The 16,644-nt window shown below is 58.0% G+C and carries 15 protein-coding genes and 1 pseudogene; 9 read left to right on the top strand and 7 right to left on the bottom strand.

Annotated elements, in window-relative coordinates:
• The first annotated feature begins 45 nt into the window (after positions 1-45).
• Positions 46-1,275, top strand: a complete 1,230-nt coding sequence (locus tag AC07VR_RS05460) for a winged helix-turn-helix domain-containing protein (RefSeq protein ID WP_495010651.1) — start codon at positions 46-48, stop codon at positions 1,273-1,275.
• Between the two features lie 135 nt (positions 1,276-1,410).
• Here the strand turns inward: AC07VR_RS05460 and AC07VR_RS05455 are convergent, their stop codons facing one another.
• Positions 1,411-2,757 (bottom strand): class II 3-deoxy-7-phosphoheptulonate synthase, encoded by a 1,347-nt coding sequence (locus AC07VR_RS05455; RefSeq protein ID WP_494992464.1) that lies wholly within the window; start codon positions 2,755-2,757, stop codon positions 1,411-1,413.
• Between the two features lie 161 nt (positions 2,758-2,918).
• Here AC07VR_RS05455 and AC07VR_RS05450 point away from each other — a divergent pair, with 161 nt between their 5' ends.
• Positions 2,919-3,674 carry a spermidine synthase gene (locus AC07VR_RS05450; protein WP_495010650.1) on the top strand — a complete coding sequence of 252 codons (756 nt, stop codon included), beginning with the start codon at positions 2,919-2,921 and terminating at the stop codon, positions 3,672-3,674.
• A gap of 134 nt (positions 3,675-3,808) precedes the next feature.
• Here AC07VR_RS05450 and AC07VR_RS05445 read toward each other — a convergent pair whose 3' ends face one another.
• Positions 3,809-4,600, bottom strand: coding sequence for a crotonase/enoyl-CoA hydratase family protein (locus AC07VR_RS05445; RefSeq protein WP_495010649.1), 792 nt, complete (start codon positions 4,598-4,600; stop codon positions 3,809-3,811).
• A 421-nt stretch (positions 4,601-5,021) separates the two neighbouring features.
• Between AC07VR_RS05445 and AC07VR_RS05440 the strand changes: the two genes are divergently transcribed.
• Complete coding sequence (locus AC07VR_RS05440; protein WP_495010648.1) at positions 5,022-6,695, top strand: DEAD/DEAH box helicase; 1,674 nt, start codon at positions 5,022-5,024, stop codon at positions 6,693-6,695.
• Between the two features lie 97 nt (positions 6,696-6,792).
• Here AC07VR_RS05440 and AC07VR_RS05435 read toward each other — a convergent pair whose 3' ends face one another.
• Entirely contained in the window at positions 6,793-7,560 is a 768-nt protein-coding gene (locus AC07VR_RS05435) for a DODA-type extradiol aromatic ring-opening family dioxygenase (RefSeq protein WP_495010647.1), read from the bottom strand.
• Between the two features lie 102 nt (positions 7,561-7,662).
• Between AC07VR_RS05435 and AC07VR_RS05430 the strand changes: the two genes are divergently transcribed.
• Entirely contained in the window at positions 7,663-8,319 is a 657-nt protein-coding gene (locus tag AC07VR_RS05430) for a thiopurine S-methyltransferase (protein ID WP_494992459.1), read from the top strand.
• Between the two features lie 90 nt (positions 8,320-8,409).
• Here AC07VR_RS05430 and htpX read toward each other — a convergent pair whose 3' ends face one another.
• Positions 8,410-9,297: a protease HtpX gene (gene htpX / locus AC07VR_RS05425; protein ID WP_494992458.1), complete on the bottom strand. Its 888-nt coding sequence runs from the start codon at positions 9,295-9,297 to the stop codon at positions 8,410-8,412.
• A 306-nt stretch (positions 9,298-9,603) separates the two neighbouring features.
• Complete coding sequence (locus AC07VR_RS05420) at positions 9,604-10,815, bottom strand: pyridoxal phosphate-dependent aminotransferase (RefSeq protein ID WP_494992457.1); 1,212 nt, start codon at positions 10,813-10,815, stop codon at positions 9,604-9,606.
• A gap of 222 nt (positions 10,816-11,037) precedes the next feature.
• Between AC07VR_RS05420 and msrB the strand changes: the two genes are divergently transcribed.
• The 3 genes from msrB to AC07VR_RS05405 all read left to right on the top strand — a co-directional run bounded on the left by msrB (position 11,038) and on the right by AC07VR_RS05405 (position 12,607).
• The gene (msrB, locus tag AC07VR_RS05415; RefSeq protein WP_495010646.1) at positions 11,038-11,433 is read left to right on the top strand and encodes a peptide-methionine (R)-S-oxide reductase MsrB; all 396 of its coding nucleotides are present in this window, start codon (positions 11,038-11,040) and stop codon (positions 11,431-11,433) included.
• Between the two features lie 230 nt (positions 11,434-11,663).
• Positions 11,664-12,149 carry a glutathione peroxidase gene (locus AC07VR_RS05410; RefSeq protein ID WP_494992455.1) on the top strand — a complete coding sequence of 162 codons (486 nt, stop codon included), beginning with the start codon at positions 11,664-11,666 and terminating at the stop codon, positions 12,147-12,149.
• Positions 12,146-12,607, top strand: a complete 462-nt coding sequence (locus AC07VR_RS05405; RefSeq protein ID WP_494992454.1) for a MarR family winged helix-turn-helix transcriptional regulator — start codon at positions 12,146-12,148, stop codon at positions 12,605-12,607. Before AC07VR_RS05410 ends, AC07VR_RS05405 begins: the two co-directional genes overlap by 4 nt.
• Here the strand turns inward: AC07VR_RS05405 and AC07VR_RS05400 are convergent.
• Positions 12,591-14,912 (bottom strand): hybrid sensor histidine kinase/response regulator, encoded by a 2,322-nt coding sequence (locus tag AC07VR_RS05400; protein WP_495010645.1) that lies wholly within the window; start codon positions 14,910-14,912, stop codon positions 12,591-12,593. The two genes, AC07VR_RS05405 and AC07VR_RS05400, sit on opposite strands and share 17 nt — an antisense overlap.
• Before the next feature lie 168 nt (positions 14,913-15,080).
• Between AC07VR_RS05400 and AC07VR_RS05395 the strand changes: the two genes are divergently transcribed.
• Positions 15,081-15,971, top strand: a complete 891-nt coding sequence (locus tag AC07VR_RS05395; RefSeq protein ID WP_495010644.1) for an ATP-binding protein — start codon at positions 15,081-15,083, stop codon at positions 15,969-15,971.
• On the top strand, positions 15,968-16,450 hold the full coding sequence (locus AC07VR_RS05390) for a GAF domain-containing protein (RefSeq protein ID WP_494992451.1): 483 nt from the start codon (positions 15,968-15,970) through the stop codon (positions 16,448-16,450). The genes AC07VR_RS05395 and AC07VR_RS05390 overlap by 4 nt, the downstream gene beginning before the upstream one ends.
• Position 16,451: 1 nt before the next feature.
• Here AC07VR_RS05390 and AC07VR_RS05385 read toward each other — a convergent pair.
• Positions 16,452-16,607: pseudogene (locus AC07VR_RS05385) on the bottom strand (HD-GYP domain-containing protein); the annotation flags it as partial.
• Positions 16,608-16,644 lie beyond the last annotated feature (37 nt).

Genomic DNA, 16,644 nt, shown 5'->3' with positions numbered 1-16,644 from the left:
GCGGCTTCGTGGTGGGGTAGTTTGCGAGCAGACATGGAGATACACATGCCCGCAGAACTGTCCTTTTCTCTCAAACAGGCTCGGCGTCTGGCGCTGGCCGCCCAAGGTTTCTCCGGGCGCCAGCCGCCAGCGACGGTCAAATCGCCTCAACTCAACCGGTTGATCGAACGTCTGGGCATCCTGCAGATCGATTCGGTCAACGCTCTGGTGCGCTCGCACTACCTTCCTCTGTACTCGCGCCTCGGTCAGTATTCATCCGATTTGCTTGATCAGGCTGCCTGGAGTCAGGGCCGACGGCGCACATTGTTCGAGTATTGGGGGCATGAGGCGTCTTTGCTGCCGCTATCAATGTATCCCTTGATGCGCTGGCGCATGCAGCGGGCGAGGCAAGGGGAGGGCATTTATCAACAAATGGCCCGATTCGGGCGGGAGCAGCAGGAGACGATTCGTCGAGTATTGACCCTGGTTGAGGAGCGAGGGGCTCTCGGCGCTGGCAGTTTGTCGACGCGTCAGGAGCGGGCGGGCCCCTGGTGGGACTGGAGTGCCGAGAAGCATGCGCTGGAGTGGTTGTTTGCCGCCGGTGAAGTGACTGTTTCAGGGCGTCGTGGTTTCGAGCGTCTTTATGATTTACCCGAGCGGGTCATTCCAGCAGCGACTCTTCAGCAACCGCTACTCAGTGAAGCCGAGGCCCAGCGCGGGCTGCTTGTGCATGCCGCGAGTGCGCTGGGGGTCGGTACTGACAAGGACTTGCGCGATTATTTTCGGCTTTCACCTGTCGACAGCCGCGCGCGTCTGGCTGAGTTGGTCGAGGCGGGTGAGTTGGTGGTTTGCGATGTTCAGGGTTGGCGGCAACCGGCCTATTGCCTGCCCGTGCCGAAAGTCCCGCGCGCAGTCGAGGTCAGCGCCTTGCTCTCGCCGTTTGATTCACTGATCTGGGAGCGTAGCCGCACCGAACGTTTGTTCGATTTTCGCTATCGGCTGGAGATCTACACGCCTCAGTCCAAACGGGTGTATGGCTATTACGTGCTGCCGTTTCTTTACAACGAACGAATTGCCGCTCGGGTCGATTTACGGGCTGAACGGGCTCAGGGAAGGCTGGCGGTGCATGCTGTGCATGAGGAAGAGCCAGGGCTGGATGAGCAGGGGATGCGGGCGTTGGCCAAGAATCTGCGACAGATGGCCGACTGGCTGGGCTTGCCGGAAATTCAGTTGAACTGCCCGCGTGCCAGTGCGGCGCGGTTGCGGGTGGCGTTAACTGAGCTCAGTGGTGACTGACCCGGCGCCATCGCGAGCAAGCCCGCTCCCACACTAGATCTGCGTTGATCACAAAATGATGGGTTTACGCAGATTTAATGTGGGAGCGGGCTTGCTCGCGATGGCGGTGTATCAGGTGACGAAAAACCTACTGACTCAACGGCGAACCTGCTTCAACGTCTCGGCAATCAAAAACGCCAGTTCCAGCGACTGATCGGCATTCATTCGTGGGTCGCAATGGGTGTGATAACGGTCCGATAAGCCATCCTCGGTAATCGGCCGTGCGCCGCCGATACATTCGGTGACGTTCTGTCCGGTCATTTCGATATGGATACCGCCGGCATAACTACCTTCCGCTTCGTGCACCTGGAAGAACTGTTTCACTTCATTGAGGATCTGCGCGAAGTCGCGGGTCTTGTAGCCGCTGCTGGCTTTGATCGTGTTGCCGTGCATCGGGTCGGAACTCCACAGCACTTTCTTGCCTTCGCTTTCCACTGAACGGATCAGCTGCGGCAGATGGTCGCCAACCTTGTTCGCGCCCATGCGCACGATCAGGTTGAGGCGGCCGGGATCGTTGTCCGGGTTAAGGATGTCGATCAGACGAATCAACTCCTCGGTGTTCATGCTCGGACCGACCTTGACCCCGATCGGGTTGTTCACCCCGCGCAGGAACTCGACGTGGGCGCCGTCGAGCTGGCGCGTGCGGTCGCCGATCCAGAGCATGTGCGCCGAGCAGTCGTAGTAATCGTTGGTCAGGCTGTCGCGTCGCACGAAGGCTTCTTCGTAGTTCAGCAGCAGCGCTTCGTGGGCGGTGAAAAAGCTGGTTTCGCGCAGTTGTGGTGAGCTATCCATGCCACAGGCGCGCATGAAGGCCAGGGTTTCATCAATGCGATCAGCCAGGTGGCTGTACTTCTCGGCCAGGGCCGAGTTGGCGATAAAATCCAGGTTCCATTTATGAACTTGATGCAGGTCGGCAAAACCGCCCTGAGCAAAGGCGCGCAGCAGGTTCAGCGTTGCAGTGGACTGATGGTAGGCCTGCAGCAAACGATCCGGATCCGGCACGCGGCTCTTTTCATCGAAACCGATGCCGTTGACGATGTCGCCACGGTAAGCCGGCAGGGTCACGCCGTTGATGGTTTCATCGTTGGAGGACCGCGGTTTGGCAAATTGCCCGGCCATGCGGCCGACCTTGACCACCGGGCAGCCCGCCGCAAAGGTCATGACAATCGCCATCTGCAGCAATACTTTAAAGGTGTCACGGATTTTTGCTGCAGAGAATTCGGCAAAGCTTTCTGCGCAATCACCGCCTTGCAGCAGAAATGCCCGACCCTGAGTCACCTCGGCAAACTGACGGCGCAACTCCCGGGCTTCACCGGCAAACACCAGCGGCGGATAACTGGCCAGGCTTTGCTCGACCTGCAACAAGTGCGCAGCGTCAGGGTAATGGGGTTGTTGCTGGATCGGCAGGGCGCGCCAGCTGTCAGGGCTCCAGGGTTGGCTCATCATGGACTCTAGTGTTTTACGGTCGGACATCCATGTTATCAGTAATTAGTGCGTGACCTGTTCCCGTTGGTTCGCGGACAATCGCGCCTTTCCTGCTCGGTGCCGAGCGACTGGATTTATCGCGTTGCCGAGGTTGAGCCCGGTGGCGGTTAGGAGATGAGATGACTGAGGAGCGCGTCGAGCGCCTGCTCGCTGAGGTGCACGATGACTTTGGCATGATTCGGGTGCTGGAAGTGGCGGATTACCGCTTTCTCGAATTTGGCGATGCCATCGAACAGAGTTGCGTGTTCACCGCCGACCCAAGCTGGCTGGAGTACGACTATACCCGGGCCATGCTGATCGGTGCGCTGTGCCACGAAACCCCGGAAAGTGCACTGTTTCTGGGGCTTGGCGCGGGCACGCTGACCCAGGCCTGCCTCAAGTTCCTGCCGCTGGAAGATGTCGAAGCCATCGAGCTGCGCCCGGACGTTCCGCGCCTGGCCATCGAATACCTGGGTCTGGATGACGACCCGCGACTTTATATCCGTGTCGGCGATGCCCTGGAGCTGCTCGACACTGCCGAGCCCGCGGATCTGATCTTCGTCGACCTCTACACTGATGTCGGTCCGGGCGTCGGGCATCTGGCCTGGGGCTTTCTGGCAAACTGTCAGAAACGTCTGAATCCGGGTGGCTGGTTGGTGATCAATCAATGGGCCACCGATGACGGCAAGCCATTGGGCGCGGCTTTGCTGCGTGGTCTTTATCACCGGCATTATTGGGAGCTGCCGGTGAAGGAGGGCAATGTGATCCTGATGGTTCCCGCGGATCTGGATCAAACCCTGGATATGGACGGCCTGACCGCCCGGGCCGAAGCCCTCGCGCCGCGACTGGGCTACTCGCTGCAATCGCTGATCAAGGTGATCCGCCCGGCGACATAAGGTGCTGTCTGTCAAATAGTTATCGCGAGCAAGCTCGCTCCTACAGTGAATCTGTGCCAGTGCGAAACAACACAGATGTAGGAGCGAGCTTGCTCGCGATAGCGGTACGACTGCTGGCACATCAGGCCCTGATCTCAACAGCCTTTGAACACCCCAGGTCGCCGTTCCTGCATTGCTCGCAGACCTTCCTTGGCGTCTTCACTGTTCAGCAATTTTTTGACCAGTGGCGGCAAACCTTGAGCGGCGGCGGTTTCGCCTTCAAGGCGTGCCTGACGGGCGGACATCAAGGTCGCCTGAACGCCCAAGGGTGCTTGCCTGGCGATACGTTGGGCCAACTCCAGTGCGCGGGGTAACAGGTCTTCGCTGGCCATCACTTCCTGGACCAGACCTAGCCGCAAGGCGTCATGAGCGTCGAACTCATCGCCGGTCAACAGCCAGCGCATGGCGTTGCCCCAGCCGGCGATTTGATGCAGGCGCAAGGTGGCGCCACCGAAAGGGAAGATCCCGCGCTGGACTTCCATCTGGGCGAAACGCGTATTGCTGGCGCACAGGTTGATATCGGCAGCCAGCATCAATTCGATGCCGATGGTCAGGCAGTAGCCTTGTACGGCGACGATCACCGGCTTACTGACCCTGGGGCCTGCGAACACTCCCCATGGATCGCAGCCGCCGGTCGGCGCCTGCCAGCCGTTGGCCAGAGCGGCACCGACATTCGCCAGATCCAGCCCGGCGGTAAAGTGTTCACCGTGACCGAACACCACGGCTACCCGAGCCTGGGCATTACGTTCGAACTCGCCATAGGCCAGGCTGAGTTCGTTAAGCAGATCGAGGTCGAAGGCGTTACGTTTGGCAACGCGGTCCAGGCCGATCAACAGGATATGACCGCGCTGTTCACGGCTGACGCGACTTGGATTGAGCTGATTCATGGGACATATCCTTGGGCGGAAAAGGGTGTTTCAGACCGAAGGTCTCAGCCTGAAAGATGAACCGTTTAAGCGTCATGACCAATAGGGCCGGGCCTCTGAAAAGTAGACGCTTGGAGGATTATCCGCAAAGCCCGTGACAGAGAGGCGTACAGCTGCTTTTTCTTATAAAAACTTCTCCCTTTTTTCAGTAATTCCGGTATAGTGCGCGCCGGCCTTTAACCGGGCCACGTTTAGGTATAGCAATTCCCCCGAAGCCAGCTTCGGTTGCTTGTTCGCTCTGCGGACTATCCTTGACGATCCATTCATTCAAACGTTTTCGCAAATCCCCGCCGACAAAGCTGCCAGGGCGACTCTTGAGTCTCAACACGGCACGCGCAGCTTTGGAGCATGGGTCTTTGCGGATGCACTTAGAGGCAGACCCATGACCCAGGAAATCGGCGGCTTCGCCGCTCTTGAACTTCATCCCAATATTGTCGCTGCAGTAGTCGCTACCGGCTATGAAGAGCCTTCGGCCATTCAGCAGCAGTCGATCCCGATCATTCTCGCCGGTCACGATATGATTGGCCAGGCGCAAACCGGTACGGGTAAAACCGCTGCGTTCGCCCTGCCGATTCTGCACCGCATTGATCCGTCCAAGCGCGAGCCGCAAGCTCTGATCCTGGCCCCAACTCGTGAGTTGGCGCTACAAGTTGCAACCGCTTTCGAAACCTACGCCAAGCAAATGCCGGGCGTAACTGTTGTGGCTGTCTACGGCGGTGCGCCGATGGGCCCGCAATTGAAAGCCATCCGTAATGGCGCACAGATCGTTGTCGCCACTCCGGGTCGTCTGTGCGACCACCTGCGTCGCGACGAAAAAGTATTGGCGACCGTGAACCACCTGGTTCTCGACGAAGCCGACGAAATGCTCAAGCTGGGCTTCATGGACGACCTGGAAGTTATCTTCAAGGCCATGCCGGAAACCCGTCAGACCGTATTGTTCTCGGCCACCTTGCCGCAGTCGATCCGTGCCATCGCTGAGCGCCATCTGCGCGATCCGAAGCACATCAAGATCCAGACCAAGACTCAGACCGTTACCGCGATCGAACAGGCTCACCTGTTGGTTCACGCTGACCAGAAGACCTCGGCTGTATTGAGCCTGCTGGAAGTGGAAGATTTCGACGCGCTGATCATGTTCGTGCGTACCAAGCAAGCGACCCTGGACCTGGCCAGTGCCCTGGAAGCCAAAGGCTACAAAGCCGCTGCGCTGAACGGTGACATTGCCCAGAACCAGCGTGAGCGCGTGATCGAGTCCCTCAAGGATGGCCGTCTGGACATCGTTGTGGCGACCGACGTTGCTGCCCGTGGTCTGGACGTTCCGCGTATCACCCACGTATTCAACGTGGACATGCCGTACGATCCAGAGTCCTACGTTCACCGTATCGGCCGTACTGGCCGTGCCGGTCGCGAAGGTCGTGCACTGCTGCTGGTGACTCCGCGTGAGCGCCGCATGCTGCAAGTGATCGAACGTGTAACCGGTCAAAAGGTTGCTGAAGTCCGCCTGCCGGATGCTCAGGCCGTTCTCGATGCACGCATCAAGAAACTGACCAACAGCCTGTCGCCGCTGGTTGCTGATGCCGAGTCGACTCACGGTGATCTGCTGGATCGTCTGACTGCCGACATCGGTTGCACCCCGCGTGCACTGGCCGCTGCTCTGCTGCGCAAGGCTACCAACGCTCAAGCACTGACCCTGGCTGCCATCGAGAAAGAGCGTCCACTGGTGCCGAACAATGCACCGCGTGGCGATCGTCCAGAGCGTTCCGGTGATCGTCCGGACCGTGGTGATCGTGAGCGTCGCGCTCCGGTTCCGCTGGCTGAAGGCCGTGCTCGTTGCCGTACCGCGCTGGGCGCGCGTGATGGTATCGCTGCCAAGAACCTGCTGGGCGCCATCCTTAACGAAGGTGGTCTGGCGCGTGAAGCTATCGGTCGCATTCAGGTGCGTGACAGCTTCAGCCTGGTAGAGTTGCCGGAAGATGGTCTGGAGCGTCTGCTGACCAAACTGAAGGACACTCGCGTTGCCGGCAAGCAGTTGAAACTGCGTCGTTATCGCGAAGACTGATCCGCGCTGAGCTGATCAATCGAGCATAAAAAATCCCCGACTGGTTCGGGGATTTTTTATGCCTGATCGTTTCCACGCAGAGCGTGGGAACGATCATTTAGCCAAACCGATAGATGTCCATCCCCAGCGCACCCATGGTGAAGCCTTGATGGGCAATACTGAAGTCGCCGCCGGCACCACGGGCGAAATACAGCGGAAGCAAATGCTCGTCGCTGGGATGGCTGCGCACGGCATAGGGCGCTTGCTGGCGATAGTCATGCAGGGCTGCTTCGTCGTCAGCGGCGAGTTTGTCGATCACCCAGTCGCGAAAGGCTTTGGCCCAGGGCTCTACGCTTTCCGGGCCGGCGTGCCAGTCCAGCTCGCGCAGGTTGTGGGTGATGCTGCCGGAGCCGATCAGCAGTACGCCATGTTCGCGCAGGCTGGCCAACGCATGGCCGACGCGGGTTTGCAGGGCTGGCCCAAGACGACTTGGAAGCGAAACTTGTACCACTGGAATATCGGCTTGCGGATACATCAGAGACAGTGGAACCCAGGCGCCATGGTCGAACGGGCGCTTGGCGTCAATCCGGGCATGCAGCCCGTCGGCTTTGAGTAAGTCGACTACCTGCGCTGCGAGCTCTGGCTCACCGGGAGCTGGATACTGTACGGCAAACAACTCGGGTGGGAAGCCACCAAAATCATGCCAGGTTTCCGGCTGAGGGTTGCCACTGACCAGCAGCTCCTGGCTTTCCCAGTGGGCTGAAACCAGCACGATGGCTTTGGGTCTGGGTAATTCGGCGGCCAGACGTGCCAGAGCCGGGCCGCTGGCACCGGGTTCCAGTGCTAGCATTGGCGAGCCATGGGAGATAAACAGGCTAGGGAGCATAAGAGGTTCCTGAGCGTTAAGATGACATCATCTTCAGTCAGATCATTGATCTAAATCTAATATAAGTTTTAGTGCCTTTTGATCGAATTTTCAGGGTGATTTATGCAACCGGAATTTTGGCACAAGCGTTGGGAGCTCAATCAGATCGGCTTTCATCTGTCCGAGGTAAACCCCTACCTGCCGCGGTTGTGGCCTAAATTGGGGTTGGCGGCAGGCTCGCGGGTGCTGGTGCCATTGTGTGGGAAAAGTCTGGACCTTGTGTGGCTCGCCAGTTGTGGTCATCAGGTGCTGGGCGTCGAGTTGTCAGAAAAGGCCGTGACGGATTTCTTCAGCGATCAGCAACTTGAGCCACAGATCAGTCAGCAGGGTGCTTTCACGGTCTATCAGGTGGGCTCGATAGAGTTGTGGTGCGGGGACTTCTTTGCCTTGAGAGTTGAGCATGTGGCTGATTGTGCAGCGTTGTATGACCGGGCGGCGCTGATTGCCCTGCCACCGGAAATGCGCGAGCAGTACGCGGCACATCTGAACCGGATCCTGCCGTCGGGTTGTAAGGGGTTGCTGATTACTCTGGACTACGACCAGATACAGATGGCCGGGCCACCGTTTGCGGTGGTCGATGCTGAAACAAGAAGCCTGCTTGGCGATTACTGGCAGCTTCGAGTCGTAGAAGAACGAGACGTCCTCGCAGAGAGCTGGAAGTTCCTCCAGAGCGGTGTCACGCGCCTGGATGAGCGGGTTTATCGTCTGTTGAAGAACTGACCCGGGTCGTAAACGCTGGAGTGGTCGAATTCTTTGGAAGCGAAAAAGGGGCGACTTGCGTCGCCCCTTTGGGTGCTTCAATGAAGGCTATCAGCCACGACGGCGCAGTGCGTCGATACGCTCTTCCAGCGGTGGGTGGCTCATGAACATGCGAGCCAGGCCCTGCTTGATGCCGCCGTTGATACCGAAGGCAGTCAAGGTGTCCGGCATGTGTACCGGCAGGCCTTGCTCCGAACGCAGGCGCTGCAGGGCGCCGATCATTGCGCTGGTGCCGGCCAGGCTGGCGCCGGCTTCGTCTGCGCGGAATTCGCGTTTGCGCGAGAACCACATGACGATTGCGCTGGCCAGGAAGCCCAGTACCAGTTCGGCGAAGATCGTCGCCACGTAGTAGGCGATGCCCTGGCCTTCTTCGTTCTTGAAAATAACCTTGTCGACGAAGTTGCCGATGATTCGCGCGAAAAACATCACGAAGGTGTTCACCACGCCTTGTACCAGCGCCAGTGTCACCATGTCGCCGTTGGCTACATGGCCGATTTCGTGGGCCAGCACCGCTTTCACTTCATCCGGTGAAAAGCGCTCCAGCAGACCCTGGCTGACGGCGACCAGTGCGTCGTTCTTGTTCCAGCCAGTGGCAAAGGCGTTAGCCTCGTAAGCCGGAAAAATCCCGACTTCGGGCATCTTGATCCCGGCTTCGCGGGACAGCTGCTCGACGGTTTGCAGCAACCATTGTTCATGGCGAGTGCGCGGCTGGCTGATGATCTGGGTGCTGGTGCCCATCTTCGCCATCCACTTGGAGATGAACAGCGAGAACAAGGAACCCGCGAAACCAAAGACCGCACAGAAAACCAGCAGCTGATTGAGGTTGAGGTCAACCCCGTTGGCCGCCATGAACCCGTTGAAGCCGAAAAGGCTCAGGGTGATGCTGGCAATCAGCACGACCGCCAGGTTAGTGGCCAAAAACAGCAATATGCGCATCATGGTTGTAGAAATCTCCTCATGCTAAATATGTAGCGTACTGCGGGGTATATAAGGTGCGGCACCGGGCTATTCAACCAGGTGACTATTTCAAACTGTGTCTTACAGTCGGATTTTAGACCCTTGCAGGGTTTTTCCGACATTGATCGGGCACGCGCTTTTAGCGCTGAGGGTCCCGTCGCAGTTGGGTGCGATGGCAGACCATGGAAACAGCACAGGCACAGGAGGGCATGTGTTTAGGGAAAAAGGAGATATGTTGCTGAATTAATCGCTGTGCGACTTTGCAACAGTCGCACAGCGTAACAGTGCTTATTGGCGGTAAGATTTCAGGAAATTACCGATCCGGCCAATAGCCTGGTCCAGATCATCCACTCGCGGCAGGGTCACGACGCGGAAGTGGTCCGGCCATGGCCAGTTGAAGGCGGTACCCTGGACCACCAACAGCTTTTCCGAGAGCAACAGATCGAGAACGAATTTTTCATCGTTGTGGATCGGGCAGATTTTCGGGTCGATCCGAGGGAAGGCGTACAGCGCACCCATCGGTTTGACGCAGCTGACGCCGGGAATGTCGTTGAGCAGTTCCCAGGTACGGTTGCGCTGTTCCAGCAGACGGCCCGCCGGCAAGACCAGGTCATTGATGCTCTGATAGCCACCGAGGGCGGTCTGGATCGCATGCTGGCTAGGCACGTTGGCGCACAGGCGCATGTTGGCCAGCATGTCGATGCCTTCGATGTAGCTCTGGGCATTGTGTTTCGGGCCGGAAATGGCGACCCAGCCGGAACGGAAACCCGCTACACGGTAGGACTTGGACAGGCCGTTGAAGGTCAGGCAGAGCAGATCCGGAGCCAGCGAAGCAGTACAAACATGCACGGCATCGTCGTAGAGAATCTTGTCGTAGATTTCGTCGGAGAACACCACCAGCTTGTGCTGGCGGGCAAGTTCAAGCATGCCCGACAGAACTTCCTTGGAGTACACCGCGCCGGTCGGGTTGTTCGGGTTGATGATCACCATAGCCTTGGTGTTCGGGGTGATCTTGGCCTTGATGTCGGCCAGGTCCGGCCACCAGTTGGCTTGCTCGTCGCACAGGTAATGCACCGGATTGCCGCCGGCCAGGGTCACGGCTGCGGTCCACAGCGGATAGTCGGGTGCCGGGATCAGTACTTCGTCACCGTTGTTGAGCAGGGCCTGCATCGACATCACGATCAGCTCGGAAACGCCGTTGCCCAGGTAAATGTCTTCAATACCGACGCCTTCTACCTGCTTTTGCTGGTAGTACTGCATAACAGCCTTACGGGCGCTGAAAAGGCCCTTGGAGTCGCTGTAGCCTTGCGCGGTCGGCAGGTTGCGGATGACGTCCTGGAGGATTTCGTCCGGTGCCTCGAAACCAAAAGGCGCCGGGTTGCCGATATTCAGCTTGAGGATGCGATGGCCTTCCTCTTCCAGACGTTTGGCGTGCTTGAGCACTGGGCCGCGAATGTCATAACAGACGTTGGCGAGCTTGTTCGATTTGCTGACCTGCATGGCGATGTGTTCCTGAAAATGAACGATCCAGGCGGCATTGAACTACCGTACTGGGAATCCTGCGTTCTCACACAGGCCTGTAACCGGTATCGCAGCGTGAAAATCCGTTTGAATGCGCGTTACACGGCTGCCAGACTGGCGTTTGACGAGGCGCAATCATACGTGCCGCCTGATCCGTGGAAAAGATACAGATCAGGCTTTTTCAGTTGCAGAGGTAAGACGATGGAAAAGTTGGAAAAAACCCTTGAAGAATGGCGCGCCATGCTCGATCCGGAGCAGTACAACGTTTGTCGCCTCAAAGGCACCGAACGACCGTTCTCGGGCAAGTACAACGGCACCAGGACCGATGGTGTTTATCACTGCATTTGCTGCAATGAGCCGTTGTTTGACTCCAGGGCAAAATTTGATTCTGGCTGCGGCTGGCCGAGTTTCTATCAGCCGATAGGCGAGAGCGCCATGGTCGAGATTCGTGATGTGAGCCACGGCATGGTTCGTACCGAAGTGGTCTGCGCCAAATGCGATGCACATTTGGGGCATGTGTTCCCTGATGGTCCGCCACCGACGGGCTTGCGCTACTGCATCAATTCGGTGTGCCTGGAGCTCGTTCCGCGAGCCTGATCGGCTGTACGCCCCCCTGTAGGAGCCGAGCTTGCTCGCGATGGTCGTAAACGATGACGTGTACTTCCTGACGAAACGCGTCAGCTTCAAATCCATCGCGAGCAAGCTCGGCTCCTACATATAGTTAGCGCCAGCCGTGATATCCCGGGTGACGTTGCCGATAATTAAATTGCACGCAATTCAATTGCTCACTATGGTTGTCTCACATTTCCGTTTCAGGAGCCTGCGCCATGACTGACAATTTGCTGAACATCCCCTGCACCACCATCAAAGGCGAGCAAAAGACCCTGGCCGACTTTGCCGGCAAAGCCGTCCTGGTGGTCAACACTGCGAGCAAGTGCGGTTTCACGCCGCAATATAAAGGTCTGGAGGAGCTTTGGCAGAATTACAAGGACGAGGGTCTGGTGGTGCTCGGCTTCCCGTGTAACCAGTTCGGCAAACAGGAGCCGGGGAATGAGGGGGCCATTTCCGAGTTTTGCGAGCTGAACTTTGGTGTCAGCTTCCCGCTGTTCAAGAAGATCGAGGTCAATGGCAGCGACGCTCATCCATTGTTCGTGCAGTTGAAAAAACGCGCTCCGGGCCTGCTCGGCTCTCAAGGCATCAAGTGGAACTTCACCAAGTTCCTCATCGGCAAGGACGGTCAGGTCGTCAAACGTTTTGCTCCGGCGACCAAGCCGCAGGATCTGACGAGCGAGATTGAAGCGTTGCTCAAATGAATGGTCTGTCAGCTGATTCGCTCAAACTCGACAGCCAGCTGTGCTTCAAGCTGTACGCCGCTTCCCGGGCAGTCATTCGTGCCTACAAGCCGATGCTCGACCAGTTGGGGCTGACCTACCCGCAATACCTGGTCATGCTGGTGTTGTGGGAATGGCAGGATTCGCCGCCTGAGCAACCGACGGTGAAAGCCCTTGGCGAGCGGTTGGCCCTGGACTCCGGGACGCTCACACCGTTGCTCAAACGCATTGAGCAGATGACGTTAGTGCAGCGTCAGCGTTCGGCGCGCGATGAGCGTGAAGTTCACTTGAGTCTGTCCGGTGCCGGGTTGGCCCTGCGCGAGCGGGTCGCGCCGCTCAAGGCGCGTCTGTTGTGCGACAGCGGTGTGGATCTGGATCGCTTGAGTGAGCTGCGCAGCGGTCTGGACCAGTTATTGGGGCAGATCAAAGCGCTGTCGTAACGGGCACCCATAGTTCGAGCAGGGCAGCCAACTCTTCGCGCCGAAACGGTTTAGCCAGATAGTCGCTCATCCCGGCCGCGCGGCAGCGTTCTCGCTCCTCGGGCATGGCATTGGCAGTCAGTGCGACGATAGGCAGATCAGGCCAGCGACCACTGCGGCGGATCTGCCGGCTGGCTTCATAACCGTCCATGACCGGCATATTGCAGTCCATTAACACCAGGTCGAAACTACTGTGCTCAAGCTGGTCCAGGGCCTCGGCGCCATGTGCTGCAACGGTCACTTCGCAGCCAAGCTTGCCGAGCATTCCTTTGGCCACGAGCTGGTTGACCGGGTTGTCTTCCACCAACAGGATGCATGCCCGCCGCTGGGGAGACAGGGTTTCAAGCTGTGCTTCGTTGATGGTGGTGGTCTGTGCTTGCAGGGTCCGCCGCAGGGTTTGATAAAGCGCGTTGCGTGCCAGCGGTCGAGCCTGCTGCTGTAAGGGTGCCAGAGCGCTGGCTTCTTCGGTTGGCATAAAACTGCCGTAGGCGGTCACCAGCAGAATCGGCGTCTGGATGGCGGGACGTATCCCTAACAGGCATTCAGGGCAGTCGGTGATCAGCAGATCAGGTGTGAGCCCGATCAGCGAGTCATCGATGTTGCGTCGTTGATAGTCCAGTCCCCATCCGGGCAGCAAACTGTTCAACAGTTCGGCCAGACCGCTACCAGCTGCGGTGATCGCCATGACGTTTCCTTGCAGTGGCGCCGGAGTGGGTGCGGGGGTATGGCAAGGTAACGGCAGGTCGGCGCAGAACTGGCTGCCGAAACCCGCTTCCGAACAGATGCTCAGACGGCCCTGCATGGCTTCGCAGAGGTTGTAGGTCAGGGCGAGACCCAGGCCGGTACCGCCGAACTGCCGGGTAATGCCGGCTCCTGCCTGGGTGAAGGGTTGGAATATTTTGACCTGCGCGTCCTGCGCAATGCCGATACCTGTATCGCAGACTTCGATTCTGACGCCGTCTTCATGTGTGCTCAGGCGTACATCGACGCGGCCGAAGCGGGTGAACTTCAGAGCGTTGGACAAGAGGTTGCTGACGATTTGCCGTACACGTGTCGGGTCACCCAGCACCAATGCCGGAAACTGCGGGTCGATCAGGCAGGCCAGTTCAACGCTCGGTGCGGCATTCTGCGATAGCAGGTTGGCCGTGTCTTCGACCAGTACGCCGAGGTCGAAGGGGATGCGTTCAAGCTCCAGTTGACCGGCGTCGAACTTCGACAGGTCGAGAATATCGTTGAGTAACTCCACCAATACCTTGCCAGAGTCGTGGGCAATCGACAGTTGCTGCAGTTGCTCGGCAGTCAGGGGGCTGTCCAGAGAAAGGGCGATCATTCCCAGCAAGCCGTTAAGCGGAGTGCGAATTTCATGACTCATATTGGCCAGGAACACCGAGCGCGCCTCCGCCATGTCGAGTGCCGTGCTGCGGGCAATTTCGAGTTCTTCGTTGGATTGGCTCAAGCGAGTGTTGATCGCTTTCAGTTCGCTGGTACGCGCGGAGACGATGCTCTCCAGTTGCCCGAGATAATCGGTCAAGCGGTTCTCGGCATTGCGTCGCTGCTGAATCTCGGTGGCCATGTTTTCGAACTGCTGGTTGGCGACTTTGACCAATACGCCGATTTCATCGTTTTCGTGGCCCAGTGGGAAATCCAGTCGCGTCTGGTCGGTGCTTCGAGGGTCACTGCCGCTGAGTGCGCGGATAACCCGAACCAGGGGTTTGGTCAGCATGACGTAGAAGAGCGCCAGTAGAATTGCGGTCAGGATCAGACTGCGGAAGAAGCCGTTGAGCAGGGTCACCTCGGCTCTGCGCAGGAAGCGGCTGCCGAAAGAGTAGGTATCAACCTCCAAATGCAAGGTGCCGAGGGATTCGCCGGGCAGGTAATCGAGATAGAGCCGGTCTTCAAATTGGCGATTGGCACCAAAGAGAAAGTCGCTGATCAGCCGGTATCTGCTTTGCATCCCGGGGCGATTTACACTGGCAAGGATCGTGTTGTTGTTATCGATCAATTGCGCACTGATGATCGCCGGAGAGCGGAGCAGGCCAAGGGTCAACTCTTGCGCGAGCTCGGCGTCGATGTTGTAGGCGATCCGCGAGGCCGGGTTATGGCTGATTTCCAGAAGAGAGCGTATTTCCCGGTTGATGGAGGCGTCTTCGCTGGCATAATCGATGCCTATTTGCAGCAGACTGAGCAGGGCTCCCAGAATGAAACCGACCAGCACAGTGAGCCTGGCTTGTTTGTAAGACAGGCGGTTGGTGAACTTGATATCCATGGAGTGCTGAGCCAATTTTTTCCGTTTCCCTTCGCCGATCAATCATAGCTGAACAGTGGTGATTATCGGCAGAACCTGACGTCAGTCTTTCATTCAGCTACGAACCGGTGCTTGATGCTGCGTTTGTCTGGATAACATCATTACTGTGAACGTGCCTGAGGAGAAGTCGTGGATTCCCGATTGAATGCTTTTCTTGAACGCGCCGATGCGGTTCTGGCTCGTTTGGAGCCTTTGTTGCCCGCGCCGCGACAAACCATCGACTGGACTCAGTGTCTGGCCGCCCGCTGGCAGCGCGAAGGGCGCAGTGGTTTTCTGTTGCCGCTGGAGGTCAGTCTGGACATGCGTTTGTCCGATCTGATCGGGGTGGATAAACAACGTGAGCAGTTAGGTCGCAATACCCGACAGTTCCTCGATGGCATGCCGGCCAACCACGCATTGCTCTGGGGCTCACGCGGGACGGGTAAGTCTTCGCTTGTTCGGGCCTTGCTCGCGGAGCACGCCAAGGCCGGTTTACGTCTGATTGAGATTGAGCGCGATCACCTGGCGGATTTGCCGCGGGTGGTCGAGCAATTACAAGAGCTGCCACAGCGGTTCGTTTTGTTTTGTGATGATTTGTCGTTCGAGGCGGGCGAGGGTGATTATCGCATTCTAAAGAGTGTACTCGACGGCTCGCTGGAACAGGCTCCGGACAACGTCCTGTTGTACGCGACTTCTAACCGCCGACATCTGGTCCCGGAGAAACAGAGCGACAACGAGAACTGGAAGATGGTCGATGGTGAACTCCATCCCAATGAGGCGGTGGAAGACAAGATTGCCTTGTCGGACCGTTTTGGTCTGTGGTTGTCTTTTTATCCTTTCACCCAGGAACACTTTCTCAATGTGGTCGAACACTGGATCGGTGAGCTGGCGCGTAAAGCCGGTCTTGCGTGGCAGCGTACCGACGAGCTTGATATTCTGGCGGTCCGCTGGGCGACCGGAAGGGGCAATCGCAATGGACGTTGCGCATATCAATTTGCGCGGTATTGGGTAGGGCTACAGTTGTTGGAGCAAAAAGCATGATCGATTTGCAGAAAAGTGGCGCAGGACTCGATGGCTATGCGCTCCTGTGTGCGCAGTTGGAATCGTTGCTGGCCGATGAGCGTGACTTCATTGCTAACGCTGCGCAGTTTTCGGCCTTTTTGTTCAACCAGCTGGATGACCTGAACTGGGCCGGGTTCTACCTCAATCGCAATGAGGAACTGGTACTCGGACCGTTTCAGGGCCAGATCGCCTGTGTGCGAATCCCGTTCGGGCGCGGTGTCTGCGGGGCTGCCGCTGCGACCCTGCAAACCCAGCGGGTCGAGGATGTGCATGCGTTTGCCGGGCATATAGCCTGCGACAGTGCGTCGAACAGTGAACTGGTGGTACCGCTGGTCAAAGAGGGTCGGTTGATTGGTGTGCTGGATCTGGACAGCCCGAAACTGGCGCGTTTTACCGAGCAGGACCAGGCGGGCATCGAACAGTTGGCGGCTATTTTCCTGCGTTTGAGCGACTGCTGATCAGGCGCCTGGCCTTCTTGCAGGGGCGGTCTGCCGCAGTCAGCGCCTCGAAAATATCGGCGATTGTCATCATTCGCGCCGGCAGACTCATCTCCTCGCGTTTCAACTGTTCGGGATAACCGGTGCCGTCCATTTTTTCGTGATGGCCACCGGCAATAGAGTTCTGTCGAGTGTCCTTAAGCAGCTTACTGAGG

It is taken from the genome of Pseudomonas sp. GW821-FHT02H09, assembly GCF_059421425.1.
The sequence above is the reverse complement of the archived record's forward strand: the minus strand, read 5'-3'. Positions and strand labels throughout refer to the sequence as shown.